Origin of the sequence: Klebsiella sp. SWET4, assembly GCF_024296565.1 — a bacterium.
In the GTDB taxonomy this organism is placed as follows: domain Bacteria; phylum Pseudomonadota; class Gammaproteobacteria; order Enterobacterales; family Enterobacteriaceae; genus Klebsiella; species Klebsiella variicola.
In genome coordinates this window covers 16,906-34,381 of sequence record NZ_JANCOB010000021.1, presented here as the reverse complement: position 1 = coordinate 34,381, position 17,476 = coordinate 16,906, and the positions used below count along the sequence as shown (strand labels likewise).

Sequence of the window (17,476 nt, the reverse complement as noted above, 5' to 3'; positions counted from 1 at the left end):
TGTTTGTGTGAAGTGATTCACATCCGCCGTGTCGATGGAGGCGCATTATAGGGAGTTCTCGAGCGCCTGCAATAGAAAAATGGCAGAAAAATGACTGACTGCTGCATTCCCCAGCAAAACCCCGCTTTATACCCTTTTACACACAGAATTATCCACAGAAGCGCGATGAAAGGGCGACAAAAGCCCGGTGGGTCAGCTTCTATATAAAGAAGAAACGGTGGCTGAAAGAGAAAGATAAAAATTCGCGAGCGTTGCGCAAACGTTTTCGTTACAATGCCGCGCTATGACACGGATGCCCGGTTGGGTGCGTTAGGTGAGTTTTTAGGCAAAAACTCACCTAACGCTCTCTGTAATGTTCAAATCCTGGGGATTTAATACCATGCAACAACGTCGTCCAGTCCGCCGCGCTCTGCTCAGTGTTTCTGACAAGGCCGGTATCGTCGAATTCGCGCAGGCGCTTTCCGCTCGTGGTGTCGAGCTGCTGTCCACCGGCGGCACCGCCCGCTTGCTGGCAGATAAAGGCCTGCCGGTTACCGAAGTCTCTGACTACACCGGTTTCCCGGAAATGATGGATGGACGCGTGAAGACCCTGCATCCGAAAGTACACGGCGGTATCCTCGGTCGTCGCGGTCAGGATGACGGTATCATGCAGCAGCACGGTATTGCGCCTATCGATATGGTGGTCGTTAACCTTTACCCGTTTGCCCAGACCGTCGCTCGTGAAGGCTGCTCGCTGGAAGACGCGGTGGAAAACATTGATATCGGCGGCCCAACCATGGTGCGCTCCGCAGCGAAGAACCATAAAGACGTTGCTATCGTAGTGAAGAGCAGCGACTACGACGCCATCATTAATGAGATGGACGCCAACGAAGGCTCCCTGACGCTGAACACCCGCTTCGACCTCGCCATTAAAGCCTTCGAACACACCGCCGCTTACGACAGCATGATCGCTAACTACTTCGGCAGCATGGTTCCGGCCTATCACGGCGAAAGTCAAGAAGCCGCTGGCCGCTTCCCGCGCACCCTGAATCTGAACTTCATTAAGAAGCAGGATATGCGCTACGGCGAAAACAGCCACCAGCAGGCTGCCTTCTATATAGAAGAGAATGTAAAAGAAGCCTCCGTAGCGACCGCCACTCAGCTGCAGGGCAAAGCGCTCTCCTATAACAACATTGCCGATACCGATGCGGCGCTGGAGTGCGTGAAAGAGTTCAATGAGCCAGCCTGCGTTATCGTTAAGCACGCTAACCCATGCGGCGTTGCCGTCAGCGACTCGATCCTCGATGCCTACGATCGCGCCTATAAAACTGACCCAACCTCCGCCTTCGGCGGCATCATCGCCTTTAACCGCGAGCTGGATGCGGAAACCGCGCAGGCCATCATCTCTCGCCAGTTCGTCGAAGTGATCATCGCACCGTCCGCCAGCGAAGAAGCGCTGAAGATCACCGCCGCGAAGCAGAACGTCCGCGTACTGGTCTGTGGCCAGTGGGATACTCGCGTTGCCAGCCTCGATTTCAAACGTGTCAATAGCGGCCTGCTGGTTCAGGACCGCGATCTCGGCATGGTCACTGCGGGCGAACTGCGCGTGGTCAGCAAACGTCAGCCAAGCGAGCAGGAACTGCGCGATGCGCTGTTCTGCTGGAAAGTAGCGAAATTCGTCAAATCCAACGCCATCGTCTATGCCAAAGACAATATGACCATCGGGATAGGCGCCGGTCAGATGAGCCGCGTCTACTCAGCGAAAATTGCCGGGATTAAAGCCGGTGACGAAGGTCTGGAAGTGAAAGGTTCCGCCATGGCCTCTGACGCCTTCTTCCCGTTCCGCGACGGCATTGATGCCGCAGCCGCAGTGGGCATCACCTGTGTGATCCAGCCGGGCGGCTCTATCCGCGACGACGAAGTGATTGCTGCCGCTGACGAACATGGTATCGCCATGATCTTCACCGACATGCGCCACTTCCGCCATTAATTCACGGAGCTACAGATGAAAGTATTAGTAATCGGCAACGGCGGGCGTGAGCACGCGCTGGCCTGGAAAGCGGCCCAGTCGCCGCTGGTTGATACCGTCTACGTCGCGCCGGGCAACGCAGGTACTGCGCTGGAGCCGTCGCTGCAAAACGTCGCCATCGGCGTCACCGATATTCCGGCGCTGCTTCGCTTCGCGCAGGATGAGAACATCGATCTGACCATCGTGGGCCCGGAAGCGCCGCTGGTCATTGGCGTAGTGGACGCATTCCGTGCCGCAGGGCTGACCATCTTCGGGCCAACCGAAGGCGCCGCGCAGCTGGAAGGCTCAAAAGCCTTCACCAAAGATTTCCTCGCTCGTCATCATATCCCGACGGCGGAATACCAGAACTTCACCGAGGTCGAGCCTGCGCTGGCTTATCTGCGGGAGAAAGGCGCGCCGATCGTCATCAAAGCCGACGGTCTGGCAGCGGGTAAAGGCGTTATCGTGGCGATGACCCTTGAGGAAGCTGAGGCGGCGGTCAAAGATATGCTGGCCGGCAACGCCTTTGGCGATGCTGGCCACCGCATCGTGATTGAAGAGTTCCTCGATGGCGAAGAAGCCAGCTTTATTGTGATGGTCGACGGCGAGCACGTCCTGCCGATGGCCACCAGCCAGGATCACAAGCGCGTCGGCAACGGCGATACCGGCCCGAACACCGGTGGGATGGGCGCTTATTCTCCGGCGCCGGTCGTGACTGATGAAGTCCATCAGCGCACCATGGAGCGGATTATCTGGCCAACCGTGAAAGGCATGGCCGCTGAAGGCAATACCTATACCGGTTTTCTGTATGCCGGTCTGATGATCGACAAACAGGGTAACCCGAAGGTAATTGAGTTCAACTGCCGCTTTGGCGATCCGGAAACCCAGCCGATCATGCTGCGCATGAAGTCCGACCTGGTAGATCTGTGCCTCGCCGCCTGCGCGGGCAAACTGGACGAGAAAACCTCCGAGTGGGATGACCGCGCGTCGCTGGGTGTGGTGGTTGCCGCCGGCGGCTATCCGGGCAATTACAACACGGGTGATGAGATCTTCGGCCTGCCGCAGCAGGAAGCGGCAGATGGTAAAGTCTTCCATGCCGGCACCAAACTGGCAGACGACCAGCGCGTCGTCACCAACGGCGGGCGCGTGCTGTGCGTGACCGCGCTGGGTGAAACCGTGGCGCAGGCGCAGCAGCGCGCCTATCAACTGCTGACCGATATTCGCTGGGACGGCAGCTTTAGCCGTAACGATATCGGCTGGCGCGCCATCGAACGTGAAAAAGCTAACGGCTAAGTTTTGCCAGCAGCGTTTTCCGCGTAATGCCTAACTGACGGGCGGCTTCAGTTTTGTTGCCGCCCGTTTTTTCCAGCGCAGCCAGAATCACCTCTTTTTCAACTTCCACTAACGGCTGAATCAGCGCGTTCTCGCTACCACCCGACGGCAACGGCGTGCCCGCTATCGCCAGCGGCAGTTCTCGTTCGGAGATATAGTTTCCGGTCAGCAGCACCACCGCCCGCTCCACCGCGTTTTCCAGTTCACGGATATTACCCGGCCAGGGGTAGTGGATCAGCAGATCCATCGCCTGCGGCGTAAACCCCTGCACCGTTTTGCGATTGCGTTCGGCATAGCGCTTAAGAAAGTGTTGCGCCAGTAGAGGAATGTCTTCCCGGCGCTGACGCAGCGGCGGCATATCAATGGTCACGACGTTCAGGCGATAATAGAGATCCTGGCGAAAGCGCCCGGCGCTCACCTCCTCCGCCAGATTACGATGGGTAGCGGCAATCAGCCGCACATCAACGGCAAGCGTCTGGTTACTGCCAACGCGCTGCACCTCGCGTTCCTGAATCGCCCGCAGCAGACGCACCTGCATCAGCGGTGAGATATCACCAATTTCATCAAGGAACAGCGTGCCGCCATCCGCCTCGACAAAACGCCCTTCCCGCCGCCGATCCGCCCCGGTAAACGCCCCTTTTTCATGACCGAACAGCTCGGACTCCAGCAGCGACTCATTCAGCGCCGCGCAGTTTAGCGTCACCAGCGGCTTCTCGCGGCGTTCGCTGCAGGCGTGAATGGCGCGCGCCACCAGTTCTTTACCGGTTCCCGATTCGCCGCAGATCAGCACCGTCGCATCCGAGGGCGCCACCAGCGTAATATTGTTGATAAGCGCCTGCATTGCCGGGCTATCGCCAATCATTCCCCATCGTAATTCTGTCGCGCCGCTGAAATCGCCCTCGCTCTGCCGGGTGTGTGCCAGCGCCTGAACCAGCGTCTGCTGCAGGGTGTCAAAATCCAGCGGTTTGACCAGATAATCCAGCGCCCCGGACTTAATGGCCTCCACCGCCGTACCGACGCTGGAAAACGCCGTCATGATCAGCACCGGTATCGCCGGGTTATAGGCTTTTATCTCTTTTAACGTCGCGATACCGTCCATCTCCGCCATACGGATATCGCACAGCACCAGGTCGAAGACCTGGTGCTGGATCTGCTCCAGCGCCTGCAGGCCGTTGTGAGCTAACGCCACCTGATAGCCCCAGCCGCGCAGCAGCGCCTGCAGAATTGTGCAGTGGCTGACGTCATCATCGACAACCAGAATCTGTACTTTATCGCTGCTCATCTTCCCTCCGTTGAGCCTCCACCGGTAGCCAAAGCGTAAATATCGCTCCGGCCCCCGGCTGGCTTTCGGCGCGGATTGTCCCGCCATGTTGTTCGATAATATTCTGTACCACCGCCAGCCCCAGCCCCGTGCCGTCCGCCTTGGTGGTGAAATACGGTGTGAAGATGGCCTGCAGCTCTTCATCGCTCATCCCCTTACCGCTATCCGTGACGACGATTTTCACCCGCTGACGATCGGCTTCGCTTGCCGATACGTGAATGACGCCATCACGGCCAATCGCCTGCATCGCGTTCAGGTACAGGTTCAACAGCACCTGGTTCAGGCGGTCAGCATCGGCGTTGATCGTGGTTAACTCAGGGCGCGGAGTAAATTGCAGTGCGATCCCGCGACTCTGCGCATCCTGGCTTACCAGCTGCAATGAGTGCCGGATAAGCGCGTTGATATCCACCGGCTGGTAATTTAAATGCGCGGGCCGGACCAGCTCCAGCAGCTCGCTGACCACCCGGTTCAGGCGGTCGGCTTCTTTCGCCATCACCTGGGCTAATTGCTGCGCTTCGCCGCCTGGGGGAGTGCGTTCGGCAAAATACTTCGCCAGCCCTTTAATCGAAGAGAGCGGATTGCGGATCTCATGCGCGACACCCGCCGCCAGATGGCCAAGCGCCACCAGCTTTTCTTTGCGGGCCATCGCCTCCAGCAGTTGCTGGCGTGAGCGACGATAGCGGCGGAACCAGAACTGAGCGAGGATCGTCGCCGCGATGACCAGCGCCGCGGCACCCAGCATGATCATCATGTTGCGCTGGCCGCGGGCCTGCGCCGCATCCAGCTCGCGGCTATCAAAGGCGATAAAAATCACCTGCGGGACAGTGGGCTGAGCCAGCGCGCTGTTGCCGCGATTCATCATCCCCATATGATGGCCGCGAGCAGGATTGAGCGGGCGGAACTGGCGATAGATCTCCAGCGCCGGCTGCGGTTCGCTAAGCCGGCGCCAGCGGGCCTGTTCGCTCACGTGGAGTTCGCGCATCTGCGCCGGACTGTACAGCGCGTTATCCACCTGTTGCGGATCGCTATGGGCGATGATTTTACCGTTTTCATCGGTCACCGCGAACCACAGCACTCCGGGCTGCCAGGCCATCTCTTCCAGCAGGGCCTGCAGCTGCGCATGATGCATACGCATCCCCATCCCGACGCGCGTGCCAGACTCCAGCGCGCGGATCAGCACGCTCCCCTTCTCCTCAATGGTTTGTCGGGCGGCGGTCGTCTCACGACCGTAGTCGCGGACGATCATTACGGAGAACAGCATGACCAACAGCACCATTGCGCCGGTCAGCAGCCAGCTCAGGGCGTCCGCAGCGGCGTGCCGGGAGAAAGGTTTGATCTTCATCGGTGAGTCCTTGTCATATCCTTTTCGCTTTCTGCAGGATCCTTCAGCAGAAATCATGCCATTTTCCCACGCCGTCAATCCTGTTCTCAAACATATCGCCTGCGGTTTAGCGAGTAAAAATGACCCGCCTGACCCGCCAGGAACGGGTCATTTTTACTCACCTTCCCCATCGGCTCCTCCGGCAGGCCCGTACGGGCGGGCTTTTTCAGGCTGGCATGGAAGATGCAATAACGAGAGAAACCACACAGGAGATAATGCCATGAAACGGAACCGTAACTTACCTCTCACCCTCGTCACCCTTGCCGTACTGACCTTTGGCAGCAACGCGGCCTGGGCCAACCATCACTGGGGCAATAACACCGGGATGGGCAATCAGGGTTACAGCCAGCTGACCCAGGAGCAGCAGGCTACCGCGCAAAAGCTGCATAACGATTACGCTGCGCAAACCAGCGCCCTGCGCCAGCAGCTGCAGTCCAAACGCTATGAGTACAATGCGCTGCTCACGACGCAAAAGCCGGACAGTGGAAAGATTGAAGCTGTCGCTCAGGAGATGGAAGGCTTACGCCAGAAGCTGGATCAGCAGCGGGTGAAGTTTGATGTCGCCCTGGCTGAGGCGGGCGTTCCCCGTGGCGCAGGAATGGGATACAACGGCTGCCGCGGTAACGGCGGTGGTCATAGGGGCATGAACCACTGGTAATCGTTAGAAGCTTTTTTCTGTCGGCTGCCAGGTGCAGAAGTTTTCATTGGCGACCAGCAATAGTTGAGAGCCTTCAGACGCCTCCAGCCAGGCGATGCTCACCGCGGCGGAGGAATGACTCTGGCGACGTTCAATATGCGCCAGGGCCCGGCTATCGAGGTCAGGCTTAACCGTCTGACCTTCACAGGTCAACACGGTATGCGCGGCAGCGTTCCAGCGCCCCTGACGCAGGACGACGCGTCCCTGGCGGAGAGCATCGCTGGTCTGGCGGATCTGCTCGGCGCGATAACGATACAGTGCGACCTGGTCGCTGGAGAGCTGTTGCTTCTGCCCGTCGACTTCCCGCTGCATAAAGCTGAGATCGCCCTGCGCGTCGAAGCGGGCGCGAATATGTTCCGGCGGCTTACCGTAGACATTGAGTTCGATAAACGTCAATTGATCGCCCTGCCAGCGATATTCACTGGTCGAGGTATCCCCGTGACGCCACGGGCTGAAAGCGGCGAGAAGATGGACTTCATCACCTGAATCTTTACGCCAGATACGCATCGCCCCCTGATTATCCGCATAACCACTGGCGGTAAACGGTGGAAGCGAGGCGTCGTGGCTGCAGGCAGTCAGCAACAGGATGCCCGCCAGCGCCAGAGGCCGGCGCCAGACAGACAAAAGGGGCTTAATAGCCCCTTCGATAAAACTGTTCACTGCCACGCGGTCTTACTTAACTGCGTCTTTCAGTGCTTTGCCAGAAACAAATGCCGGCACGTTAGCTGCAGCGATTTTGATCTCTTTACCGGTCTGCGGGTTGCGGCCAGTACGCTCAGCGCGGTGGTTCACTTTGAAGGTACCGAAACCAACCAGTTGAACAGCATCACCTTCTTTCAGAGACTCAGTAATTGCAGCCAGGGTAGATTCCAGGGCAGCTTTAGCCTGTGCTTTGGACAGGTCAGCTTTGTCCGCAATTACATCAATCAGTTGAGTCTTGTTCATAAGTTATCCTTACAATGTGTTTATCGCTTGCTAAGCATCGAGTGCGACGGAAATGCCAAAAAAGCACCCTCCTGCATACACGCACCGATAGCCACTTTTTTTCGCCCTCCAAATGTAGACCAGACGGGGGGCGGAATGGAAGCCTTCAGACGCTACAATTCAGGCGGTAAATCACGTTTTCTGGTCTCACTGCTGAAAATTTATACCAATATTGCTCTCACCGGCCTCACGCAGGTCCGCGCGCAGACCTTTTATCAGCTCAAGGTCACGCTCTTCACAGTCGGCCAGCAGGCGGAAAATTTCCCACTGAATATCCCATTCCTGCTCTACCGCCGGGTTCGCTTTCAGCTCTTCATCGGTCATTTCGCGACCGGCCTGGGTCATTTCCAGCATCGCCACGCTGGTGATGGATGTCTTGCTCACCTCAATCGCGTGCTCAAGTGTTTCACCGCTCAGACGCGAATGGATCAGTTCGCTCAACGCCACGCAGGCGTCTATAGCCGGGTAAACACCGTACAGGTCGAAATCATCTGCCGCCGGGATGGCCTCTTCTAGCTTCTCCAGCTGACTGTCGAAATTCACCTTCGCATCTTTAACCGTCAGCGTTTCCCAGATCAGGTCCAGGATACGACGGTACAGCTGGCCGTCGCCGAACTCGGTTTGCTTGCAGAACATGGCGTAGTTAGGGTACATACGCTCGCACAGGCAGGCCATAAAAGTGACATGCTGCCAGCTTTCCAGCTTCTCCAGGCGCAGGTGAATCGGGTTTTGTAACATGATGAATTCTCGAAGTCAGAAATTAGGCGCAGTGTACCTGAATCAGCCGTGATTTGCTTGCCAACGCACAAACGACGGACGACGGGACGCCACCGCATCGGCCCAGCGCGTCGGCTCGGGGAGACGATAGCCTCGCATGCAGCGCTCAACCCACATTAAGGCGCTGTCCATGCCCACCCGGTGACCGGAGCTAATAAACAGCGGGTTGCAGCGCACTTTGCTGCGCCAGACCCAGGCCAGTTGCTCATTTTTATCCATCAGCGGGGCCAGTGCGCCGGGCTCATCACCCAGTTCGCCGATTTTTCCGCACAGCCGTTTTTTCGCCACCCCGATGGTCGGCACGTCAATCATCAGACCAAAATGGCTGGCGACGCCGAGCCGCCGGGGATGGGAGATACCGTGGCCGTCGACGAAGAGCAGGTCCGGTTTTTGCGAAAGCTGCTCCCACGCCGCCAGCAGCGCAGGTGTTTCGCGAAACGAGAGAAAGCCGGGAATATAGGGCATGGTGGTGGCGACGCGCGCCACCTGATACTCCACCAGCTCAAGCTCAGGCCAGGTCAGCAGCACCATCGCAGCCCGGGTCACTTCCCCTTCCTGCTCAAACCCGACATCCGCGCCGCCGATCAACGCCGGCGGGTCGCGATCCAGTCGATCCGCTCGCTCGACCGACGCGGCTAACTGTTGTTGTTGGGTACGTAGCGCGGCTAAATCCATACGGCTTATCTCCTATTGATGATAGGGTGTGGAAAGACGATGCACCGCCTCAACAAAGACGCCCGCATGCTGCGGGTCGACATCCTGATGGATGCCGTGACCAAGGTTAAAGACATGACCTTCGCCCTGGCCGAAGCCGGCGAGAATAGTCGCCACTTCCTCTTCAATACGCGGGGCTGGCGCATACAGCATCGACGGGTCCATATTGCCCTGGAGCGCCACTTTGTGACCTACACGACGGCGAGCATCAGCGATATCGGTGGTCCAGTCGAGCCCCAGCGCGTCACAGCCGGTCTCCGCCATCGCTTCCAGCCACTGGCCACCGCCTTTGGTGAACAGGGTCACCGGCACGCGGCGGCCTTCGTTCTCCCGCAGCAGGCCATCGACAATTTTATGCATGTAGTAGAGCGAGAACTGCTGATAGTCGCGACCGGTCAGCACCCCGCCCCAGGTGTCGAAAATCATCACCGACTGCGCGCCGGCTTTGATCTGCGCGTTGAGGTACAGGGTGACGCTCTTCGCCAGCTTCTCCAGCAGCGCATGCAGCGCCTGCGGTTCGGCGTACATCATCTTTTTGATCACGGTGAACGCTTTGCTGCTGCCGCCTTCCACCATGTAGGTCGCCAGCGTCCAGGGGCTACCGGAGAAGCCGATCAGCGGCACTTCGCCTTTGAGTTCGCGGCGAATGGTACGCACGGCGTTCATGACATAGCCCAGTTCCTGCTCCGGATCCGGGATTGGCAGCTTGTCGACGTCGGCTTTGCTTTTTATCGGCGAGGTGAAGCGCGGACCTTCGCCAGCTTCAAAGTACAGCCCCAGACCCATGGCGTCCGGGATCGTCAGGATGTCCGAAAAGAGGATCGCCGCATCCAGCGGGTAACGGCGCAGCGGCTGGAGCGTCACTTCGCAGGCCAGCTCGGCATTTTTACACAGCGACATAAAGTCGCCCGCTTGCGCACGGGTGGCTTTGTACTCCGGTAAATAGCGGCCCGCCTGGCGCATCATCCACACCGGGGTGACATCAACCGGCTGACGCAGCAGCGCGCGCAGGTAACGATCGTTTTTCAGTTCGGTCATTTTTACATTCCTTTAGCGTTGATGCGCCCAGTGTAACATGTCACTCGAACTCTGCCCGACACATCGCCACCGTATCTTCGATAAGCCGACGCGCCACCGTGCCCGGCGGTGGCAGGAGCGGCAGATTGTCATAGCGGTACCAGTCCGCGGTCAGCAGCTCTTTTTTGTCGACCACGATATCGCCATCCGCGTAATCCGCCATAAAAGCGGTCATCAGCGACTGCGGGAACGGCCACGGCTGAGAGGTCACATAGCGCAGGTTTTTCACCTTGATACCGCTCTCCTCCATCACCTCGCGGGCCACCGCCTGCTCAAGGGTTTCACCCACTTCGACAAACCCGGCCAGCACGGTGTGCACGCCGTTACGATGGCGGGTATGTTGCGCCAACAGGATCGAATCATCGCGACGGATAGCGACGATAATGCAGGGGGCAATTTGCGGGTAATAGCGTTCACGGCAGTGGCTGCACAGCATCGCCCATTCGCTTTTGCTGGCATGCATCGGATGGCCGCAGTAGCCGCAAAATTTATGCGATCGATAAAATTCGGCGAGCTGGATCCCTCGCCCCGCCAGCTGGAAGAGACCCGGATCCTGATCCAGAACCTGGCGTAACGATCCCATGTCATGGCGGCGATCCTGGCGCACCATCCAGACGGACTCGCCCTGCCACTCGCCAATATGCAGCGCATGCTGTCCGACAAGATCGAAATTAACCGCTTCGCCATGTGGTAATTCTCCACCAGGCAACCATAATTTTTGTTCGTGACTGACAACCCACCAGCCGCGATCTAATTTTTCAATAATACGATCCATATCTATTGCACTACCTTTGCTTCACTGGCATGTTGTTAACATTATATTTACATTTTGGTGAGCAGATTTAAATCAAAACTAGCGGAGTCAATCATGCTAAACCAGCTGGAAAATCTGACGGAGCGCGTTGGCGGTAGTAATGAACTGGTCGATCGCTGGCTACAAGTGCGTAAGCATCTGCTCGTGGCTTACTACAATCTGGTTGGCCTGAAACCGGGCAAAGAGTCATTTATGCGGCTAAACGAAAAGGCGCTGGATGACTTTTGCCAAAGTCTGGTGGATTACCTCTCATCCGGTCATTTTAGTATTTATGAACGCATTATTGGCGAAATGGAAGGCGACACCCCACTTTTAGCCGCCACCCGGCTTTATCCACAGCTGGAAGCCAATACCCAGCAGATGATGGACTACTACGATACCTGCCTCGAAAACGCTATCGATCACGATAACTACCTTGAATTTCAGCAGGCGCTGTCGGATATCGGCGAGTCGCTGGAAGCACGTTTCGCGCTGGAGGATAAACTGATCGCCCTCGCCGTCGCGCATAATCTGAGCAACGACGTGCGCGATAATATTGCGCCGACCGCTTGAGTTGTGCGCAATTAACGAGTAGTTTACCTCCATTCCCCCTCTCCGGAGGGGACGTCATCTTGTCGGAGTGCCTATTTTCCATGCGCTGGCTAAAGTGGAAAAGGCTGAGACCGTTAATTCGGGATCCGCGGAACCTGATCAGGCTAATACCTGCGAAGGGAACAAGAGTAAACTGCTGGTCGCACCTGTCCGTTCTGGATCGGTCGCATCTGTTACTCCATCCGTCGTCTGACAAGCCATCTCCTTTTTTAACTGGAATGCGCTATGTCTACTACCAAACTCACCCGTCGGGAACAACGCAAGCACGCGCAGCGATTCATTGATACGCTGGCAGGTACCGCTTTTCCCAATTCACGCCGCATCTACGTTCACGGCTCACAAGCGGATATCCGCGTCCCGATGCGTGAAATTGAGCTCAGCCCGACCCTCGTCGGCGGCGATAAAGATAACCCCCGGTACGAAGCCAATGAACCGATCCCGGTATATGACACCTCCGGCCCTTATGGCGACCCGGATATTGGCATTGATGTCCGCCAGGGGCTGGCAAAGCTGCGCCAGCCGTGGATCGACGCGCGTAACGACTGCGCTCCGCTCAGCGAACGCAGCTCGGCCTATACCAAAGCGCGGCTGGCCGATGACGGTCTCGATGAGCTGCGCTTCAGCGGCCTGCTGACGCCCAAACGCGCCGTCGCCGGGAAATGCGTTACCCAACTGCACTACGCCCGCCAGGGGATCGTCACCCCGGAGATGGAGTTCATCGCCATTCGCGAAAACATGGGTCGCGAACGTATCCGCAGCGAGGTTCTGCGCCAGCAGCATGCCGGGGAAGGCTTCGGTGCCCGCCTGCCGGAAAACATTACCCCCGAGTTCGTCCGCGATGAAGTTGCCGCCGGACGCGCCATCATCCCCGCCAACATCAACCACCCGGAATCTGAGCCGATGATTATCGGCCGCAATTTCCTGGTGAAAGTGAATGCCAATATCGGCAACTCGGCGGTGACCTCTTCCATCGAAGAGGAGGTGGAAAAACTGGTCTGGTCAACCCGCTGGGGCGCCGACACGGTGATGGACCTCTCCACCGGCCGCTATATCCACGAAACCCGCGAGTGGATCCTGCGCAACAGCCCGGTGCCGATTGGTACCGTTCCGATTTACCAGGCGCTGGAGAAGGTCAACGGCATTGCCGAGAACCTGACCTGGGAAGCCTTCCGCGATACCCTGCTGGAACAGGCCGAACAGGGCGTCGACTACTTCACGATTCACGCCGGCGTACTGCTGCGCTACGTGCCGATGACCGCGAAGCGCCTGACAGGTATCGTGTCGCGCGGTGGTTCCATCATGGCCAAGTGGTGCCTGTCGCATCATCAGGAAAACTTCCTCTACCAGCACTTCCGCGAAATCTGTGAAATCTGCGCCGCCTATGACGTTTCGCTCTCGCTGGGTGATGGCTTGCGCCCCGGCTCCATTCAGGACGCCAACGACGAGGCGCAGTTTTCCGAGCTGCGCACCCTCGGCGAACTGACGAAAATCGCCTGGGAGTATGACGTGCAGGTGATGATTGAAGGCCCCGGCCACGTGCCGATGCAGATGATCCGCCGCAATATGACCGAAGAGCTGGAGCATTGCCACGAAGCGCCGTTCTACACCTTAGGCCCGCTCACTACCGATATCGCGCCGGGCTACGACCATTTCACTTCCGGTATCGGCGCGGCAATGATTGGCTGGTTTGGCTGCGCGATGCTGTGCTACGTCACGCCAAAAGAGCATCTCGGCCTGCCCAACAAAGAGGATGTAAAACAGGGGCTGATTACCTACAAAATCGCCGCCCACGCCGCCGACCTCGCGAAAGGCCACCCCGGGGCGCAGATCCGCGACAACGCGATGTCCAAAGCACGTTTCGAATTCCGCTGGGAAGACCAGTTCAACCTCGCGCTCGATCCCTTCACTGCGCGAGCCTATCACGATGAAACCCTGCCGCAGGAATCCGGCAAGGTCGCCCATTTCTGCTCCATGTGCGGGCCGAAATTCTGTTCGATGAAAATCACCCAGGAAGTCCGCGACTACGCCGCGAAGCAAAATATCGAAGCTGGCATGGCCGATATGTCGCATCACTTCCGTGCCCGTGGCGGCGAAATCTACCTGAAACAGGAGGAAGCCTGATGTATCAACCTGATTTTCCCCCCGTCCCATTTCGTCTTGGACTCTACCCGGTGGTTGACAGCGTGGCGTGGATTGAGCGCCTGCTGGAGGCGGGAGTGCGTACTCTTCAACTGCGCATCAAAGACCAACGTGACAGCGACATGGAGGATGACGTGATCGCCGCCATCGCCCTTGGCCGCCGCTATCACGCCCGGTTGTTCATTAACGATTACTGGCAGCTGGCGATTAAGCATCAGGCCTACGGGGTACACCTGGGGCAAGAAGATCTGGAAACCACCGATCTGAGCGCTATCCGCAAAGCCGGACTGCGTCTCGGCGTCTCCACTCACGACGATATGGAAATTGATGTCGCGCTGGCGGCGCGCCCCTCTTACATCGCGCTGGGCCACGTCTTCCCGACGCAAACCAAACAGATGCCTTCCGCGCCGCAGGGCCTCGACCAGCTAGCCAGACATATTCAACGCCTGGCGGATTACCCCACCGTCGCGATCGGCGGCATCAGTCTGGAAAAAGCGCCGGGCGTACTGGCGACCGGCGTCGGCAGCATCGCGGTGGTCAGCGCTATTACCCAGGCGGCGGACTGGCGGGCAGCGACAGACCAGCTGCTGGCGCTGGCGGGAGCAGGCGATGAATGATCACGATTTCATGCGCTATAGCCGCCAGCTGCTGCTGGAGGATATTGCCATCGAGGGTCAGCAGAAACTGTTAGCCAGCCGGGTGCTGATTATCGGCCTTGGCGGGCTGGGCTCCCCGGCGGCGCTCTATCTTGCCGGAGCGGGCGTCGGGACGCTGACCCTGGCCGATGACGACGCCGTGCATCTCAGCAACCTGCAGCGGCAGATCCTGTTCACCAGCGAGGATATCGACCGGCCAAAAGCCGCGGCGGCAAAGACCCGGCTCAGTCAGCTAAACCCGCAGATCAAACTGGTTGCGCTCCAGCAACGTCTGAGCGGCGAGGCGCTGCGCGCTGAGGTGGCGAAAGCGGACGTGGTGCTGGACTGCACCGATAACATGGTGACCCGCCAGGCAATCAACGCCGCCTGTGTGGCCCTCGACACCCCGTTAGTGACCGCCAGCGCCGTCGGCTTCGGCGGTCAGTTGATGGTGCTCACTCCCCCCTGGGCGCAGGGCTGCTATCGCTGCCTGTGGCCGGATAGCGACGAACCGCAGCGCAACTGCCGCACCGCGGGGATCGTCGGCCCGGTCGTCGGCATGATGGGCACGCTGCAGGCGCTGGAGGCGATTAAGCTACTCAGCGGCATGACGACGCCGCGTAATACCCTGCGGCTGTTCGACGCCCGCACCAGCAACTGGCGTAATCTGGCGCTACAGCGCTCCCGGAATTGCCCGGTGTGCGGAGGGCGGCATGCAGATTTGGTTTAACGACGAGCCGCTGGCATGTGCCGACAATCTCAGCGTCAGCGCCCTGCTGACCCAGCTCGAACAGCTGCAGCCGGGCGTTGCGCTGGCGCTTAATCAACACATCCTGCCGCGCGACCGGTGGGAAGATCATCTCTTACAGGAAGGCGATCGGATCCTGCTTTTTCAGGTTATCGCTGGAGGTTGACATGTTACGTATTGCAGACAAAACGTTTGAATCCCATCTTTTTACCGGTACCGGCAAATTCGCCGCCCCGGAGGTGATGGTTGAGGCGATTCGCGCCTCGGGAAGCCAGCTGGTAACCCTGGCGATGAAGCGCGTCGATTTACGCCAGAACAATGACGCGATTCTCGCGCCGCTGCTGGCGGCGGGCGTTAACCTGCTGCCGAATACCTCAGGCGCCAAGACGGCGGAAGAGGCGGTGTTTGCCGCCCGCCTGGCGCGGGAAGCCCTGGGCACCCACTGGCTGAAGCTGGAGATCCACCCGGATGCCCGCTGGCTGCTGCCTGACCCGATTGAAACCCTGAAGGCGGCGGAGCTGCTGGTGCGCGAAGGGTTCGTCGTCCTGCCCTACTGTGGCGCCGATCCGGTGCTGTGTAAACGGCTGGAAGAGGCTGGCTGCGCGGCGGTGATGCCGCTGGGTGCGCCGATCGGCTCCAATCAGGGGCTGGAAACCAGGGCTATGCTGGAGATTATTATCGAACAGGCGACGGTACCGGTGGTGGTTGATGCCGGGATCGGCGTGCCGAGCCATGCGGCGCAGGCGCTGGAGATGGGCGCAGATGCGGTGCTGGTCAATACCGCCATTGCCGTCGCCGACGACCCCGTGACCATGGCCCGCGCCTTCCGTATGGCAGTCGATGCCGGATTACTGGCGCGTCAGGCCGGACCGGGGGCACGCAGTACGCAGGCGCAGGCCACCAGCCCGCTGACCGGATTCCTGGAGGCGCTGGCATGAAAACCTTCAGCGATCGCTGGCGGGAGCTGGAGTGGGACGACATCCGCCTGCGCATCAACAGCAAAACCGCCGCCGACGTCGAACGGGCGCTGGCGGCCAAACAGCTCACCCGTGACGACATGATGGCCCTGCTTTCACCGGCGGCGGCCAACTATCTTGAACCGCTGGCCCAGCGCGCGCAGCGGCTCACCCGGCAACGCTTCGGCAATACCGTCAGCTTTTACGTACCACTGTATCTCTCCAACCTGTGCGCCAATGACTGCACCTACTGCGGCTTCTCAATGAGCAATCGCATTAAGCGCAAGACGCTGGATGCCGCCGAGATTGCCCGCGAGTGCGCCGCGATCCGCGACCTGGGCTTTGAGCATCTGCTGCTGGTGACCGGCGAACATCAGGGCAAGGTGGGAATGGATTATTTCCGCCAGCACCTGCCGGCTATCCGCAGCCAGTTTGCCTCGCTGCATATGGAGGTGCAGCCGCTGGCGACCGAAGAGTATGCCGAGCTGAAAACGCTGGGGCTCGACGGGGTAATGGTCTATCAGGAGACCTACCATGAAAGCATGTATGCCCAGCACCATCTGAAAGGGAAAAAACAGGATTTCTTCTGGCGGCTGGATACACCGGATCGCCTGGGCGAGGCGGGGATCGATAAGATCGGCCTCGGCGCGTTGATTGGTCTTTCCGACAGCTGGCGGGTGGACTGCTTTATGGTCGCCGAGCACCTGCTGTGGCTGCAACAGCGCTACTGGCGCAGCCGCTACTCGGTCTCCTTCCCGCGCCTGCGTCCCTGCGCCGGCGGTATTGAACCAGCTTCGCTGATGGATGAGCGCCAGCTGGTGCAGACCATTTGCGCCTTCCGCCTGCTGGCGCCGGAGGTTGAGCTGTCGCTTTCAACCCGTGAATCACCCTGGTTCCGCGACCGGGTGATCCCGCTGGCGATCAATAACGTCAGCGCCTTCTCTAAAACGCAGCCCGGCGGCTACGCCGACGATCATCCGGAGCTCGAGCAATTTGCCCCACATGACGATCGCCGCCCTGAAGAGGTCGCCAGCGCGCTAGCCGCCCGTGGCCTGCAGCCGGTATGGAAAGACTGGGACAGCTGGCTGGGACGCGCCTCGCAATCATCATGAAGTATGTTGCAAGCCGCTGATTATTTTGCGTGCCTGCACGAGAGATGAAAAATGGGGAGTCGCCCGATTGCCGCCGTTTTTCTATTCTGCCCGGGTCAGCAGCGGACGCTGACCAGGGCGAACGTTTTCTTCCTCATTTTCGCCCTGCCTCTCCGCGCTGCGCGAGGGCCGGTTCATTATCGACGAATATAAATCACGATAGATGAAGGCC

Annotated in this window: 18 protein-coding genes and 1 riboswitch; of the genes, 10 read left to right on the top strand and 8 right to left on the bottom strand. The window is 59.0% G+C overall.

Features of this window, described 5'->3' with window-relative positions; genetic code table 11:
* Nucleotides 1-379: 379 nt before the first annotated feature.
* Together purH and purD are read left to right on the top strand one after the other, a co-directional pair.
* Complete coding sequence (purH, locus tag NKJ21_RS26560; protein WP_239270758.1) at nucleotides 380-1,969, top strand: bifunctional phosphoribosylaminoimidazolecarboxamide formyltransferase/IMP cyclohydrolase; 1,590 nt, start codon at nucleotides 380-382, stop codon at nucleotides 1,967-1,969.
* A 15-nt stretch (nucleotides 1,970-1,984) separates the two neighbouring features.
* Nucleotides 1,985-3,280, top strand: a complete 1,296-nt coding sequence (gene purD / locus NKJ21_RS26555) for a phosphoribosylamine--glycine ligase (protein WP_008807986.1) — start codon at nucleotides 1,985-1,987, stop codon at nucleotides 3,278-3,280.
* On the opposite strand, the gene zraR is transcribed toward purD, so the two are convergent.
* Both zraR and zraS read right to left on the bottom strand, forming a co-directional pair.
* Nucleotides 3,270-4,601 carry a sigma-54-dependent response regulator transcription factor ZraR gene (zraR, locus tag NKJ21_RS26550; protein ID WP_239270759.1) on the bottom strand — a complete coding sequence of 444 codons (1,332 nt, stop codon included), beginning with the start codon at nucleotides 4,599-4,601 and terminating at the stop codon, nucleotides 3,270-3,272. The two genes, purD and zraR, sit on opposite strands and share 11 nt — an antisense overlap.
* Nucleotides 4,588-5,982, bottom strand: coding sequence for a two-component system sensor histidine kinase ZraS (gene zraS / locus NKJ21_RS26545; RefSeq protein ID WP_008807988.1), 1,395 nt, complete (start codon nucleotides 5,980-5,982; stop codon nucleotides 4,588-4,590). The genes zraR and zraS overlap by 14 nt, the downstream gene beginning before the upstream one ends.
* 259 nt (nucleotides 5,983-6,241) lie before the next feature.
* On the opposite strand from zraS, the gene zraP reads away from it, so the two are divergent.
* Complete coding sequence (gene zraP / locus NKJ21_RS26540; protein ID WP_012969175.1) at nucleotides 6,242-6,679, top strand: zinc resistance sensor/chaperone ZraP; 438 nt, start codon at nucleotides 6,242-6,244, stop codon at nucleotides 6,677-6,679.
* Nucleotides 6,680-6,682: 3 nt separating this feature from the next.
* Here zraP and NKJ21_RS26535 read toward each other — a convergent pair whose 3' ends face one another.
* The 6 genes from NKJ21_RS26535 to nudC form a co-directional block, all read right to left on the bottom strand.
* Nucleotides 6,683-7,378, bottom strand: a complete 696-nt coding sequence (locus tag NKJ21_RS26535) for a DUF1481 domain-containing protein (RefSeq protein ID WP_012969176.1) — start codon at nucleotides 7,376-7,378, stop codon at nucleotides 6,683-6,685.
* Between the two features lie 12 nt (nucleotides 7,379-7,390).
* A complete protein-coding gene (hupA, locus tag NKJ21_RS26530) occupies nucleotides 7,391-7,663 on the bottom strand; it encodes a nucleoid-associated protein HU-alpha (protein ID WP_002884342.1) in 273 nt (90 codons plus the stop codon).
* A gap of 186 nt (nucleotides 7,664-7,849) precedes the next feature.
* Nucleotides 7,850-8,440, bottom strand: a complete 591-nt coding sequence (locus NKJ21_RS26525; RefSeq protein ID WP_012543208.1) for a YjaG family protein — start codon at nucleotides 8,438-8,440, stop codon at nucleotides 7,850-7,852.
* A gap of 42 nt (nucleotides 8,441-8,482) precedes the next feature.
* Nucleotides 8,483-9,154: a deoxyribonuclease V gene (gene nfi, locus NKJ21_RS26520; protein WP_012969177.1), complete on the bottom strand. Its 672-nt coding sequence runs from the start codon at nucleotides 9,152-9,154 to the stop codon at nucleotides 8,483-8,485.
* A 12-nt stretch (nucleotides 9,155-9,166) separates the two neighbouring features.
* Nucleotides 9,167-10,231, bottom strand: coding sequence for a uroporphyrinogen decarboxylase (gene hemE, locus NKJ21_RS26515; protein ID WP_008807993.1), 1,065 nt, complete (start codon nucleotides 10,229-10,231; stop codon nucleotides 9,167-9,169).
* Nucleotides 10,232-10,271: 40 nt separating this feature from the next.
* Nucleotides 10,272-11,045, bottom strand: coding sequence for an NAD(+) diphosphatase (nudC, locus tag NKJ21_RS26510; RefSeq protein WP_008807994.1), 774 nt, complete (start codon nucleotides 11,043-11,045; stop codon nucleotides 10,272-10,274).
* A 93-nt stretch (nucleotides 11,046-11,138) separates the two neighbouring features.
* Here nudC and NKJ21_RS26505 point away from each other — a divergent pair, with 93 nt between their 5' ends.
* The 7 genes from NKJ21_RS26505 to thiH all read left to right on the top strand — a co-directional run bounded on the left by NKJ21_RS26505 (nucleotide 11,139) and on the right by thiH (nucleotide 17,265).
* Nucleotides 11,139-11,636, top strand: a complete 498-nt coding sequence (locus NKJ21_RS26505; RefSeq protein WP_002884324.1) for an Rsd/AlgQ family anti-sigma factor — start codon at nucleotides 11,139-11,141, stop codon at nucleotides 11,634-11,636.
* 53 nt (nucleotides 11,637-11,689) lie between these two features.
* Nucleotides 11,690-11,814: riboswitch (TPP riboswitch) on the top strand.
* 86 nt (nucleotides 11,815-11,900) lie between these two features.
* A complete protein-coding gene (gene thiC, locus NKJ21_RS26500) occupies nucleotides 11,901-13,796 on the top strand; it encodes a phosphomethylpyrimidine synthase ThiC (protein WP_239270760.1) in 1,896 nt (631 codons plus the stop codon).
* The gene (thiE, locus tag NKJ21_RS26495; protein WP_239270761.1) at nucleotides 13,796-14,431 is read left to right on the top strand and encodes a thiamine phosphate synthase; all 636 of its coding nucleotides are present in this window, start codon (nucleotides 13,796-13,798) and stop codon (nucleotides 14,429-14,431) included. Before thiC ends, thiE begins: the two co-directional genes overlap by 1 nt.
* A complete protein-coding gene (gene thiF, locus NKJ21_RS26490; protein WP_008807997.1) occupies nucleotides 14,424-15,179 on the top strand; it encodes a thiazole biosynthesis adenylyltransferase ThiF in 756 nt (251 codons plus the stop codon). The genes thiE and thiF overlap by 8 nt, the downstream gene beginning before the upstream one ends.
* Nucleotides 15,163-15,363 carry a sulfur carrier protein ThiS gene (gene thiS, locus NKJ21_RS26485; protein ID WP_008807998.1) on the top strand — a complete coding sequence of 67 codons (201 nt, stop codon included), beginning with the start codon at nucleotides 15,163-15,165 and terminating at the stop codon, nucleotides 15,361-15,363. The genes thiF and thiS overlap by 17 nt, the downstream gene beginning before the upstream one ends.
* A gap of 1 nt (nucleotide 15,364) precedes the next feature.
* Nucleotides 15,365-16,135 carry a thiazole synthase gene (gene thiG, locus NKJ21_RS26480; RefSeq protein ID WP_016160090.1) on the top strand — a complete coding sequence of 257 codons (771 nt, stop codon included), beginning with the start codon at nucleotides 15,365-15,367 and terminating at the stop codon, nucleotides 16,133-16,135.
* On the top strand, nucleotides 16,132-17,265 hold the full coding sequence (gene thiH / locus NKJ21_RS26475) for a 2-iminoacetate synthase ThiH (protein WP_012543211.1): 1,134 nt from the start codon (nucleotides 16,132-16,134) through the stop codon (nucleotides 17,263-17,265). The genes thiG and thiH overlap by 4 nt, the downstream gene beginning before the upstream one ends.
* Nucleotides 17,266-17,476: the final 211 nt, after the last annotated feature.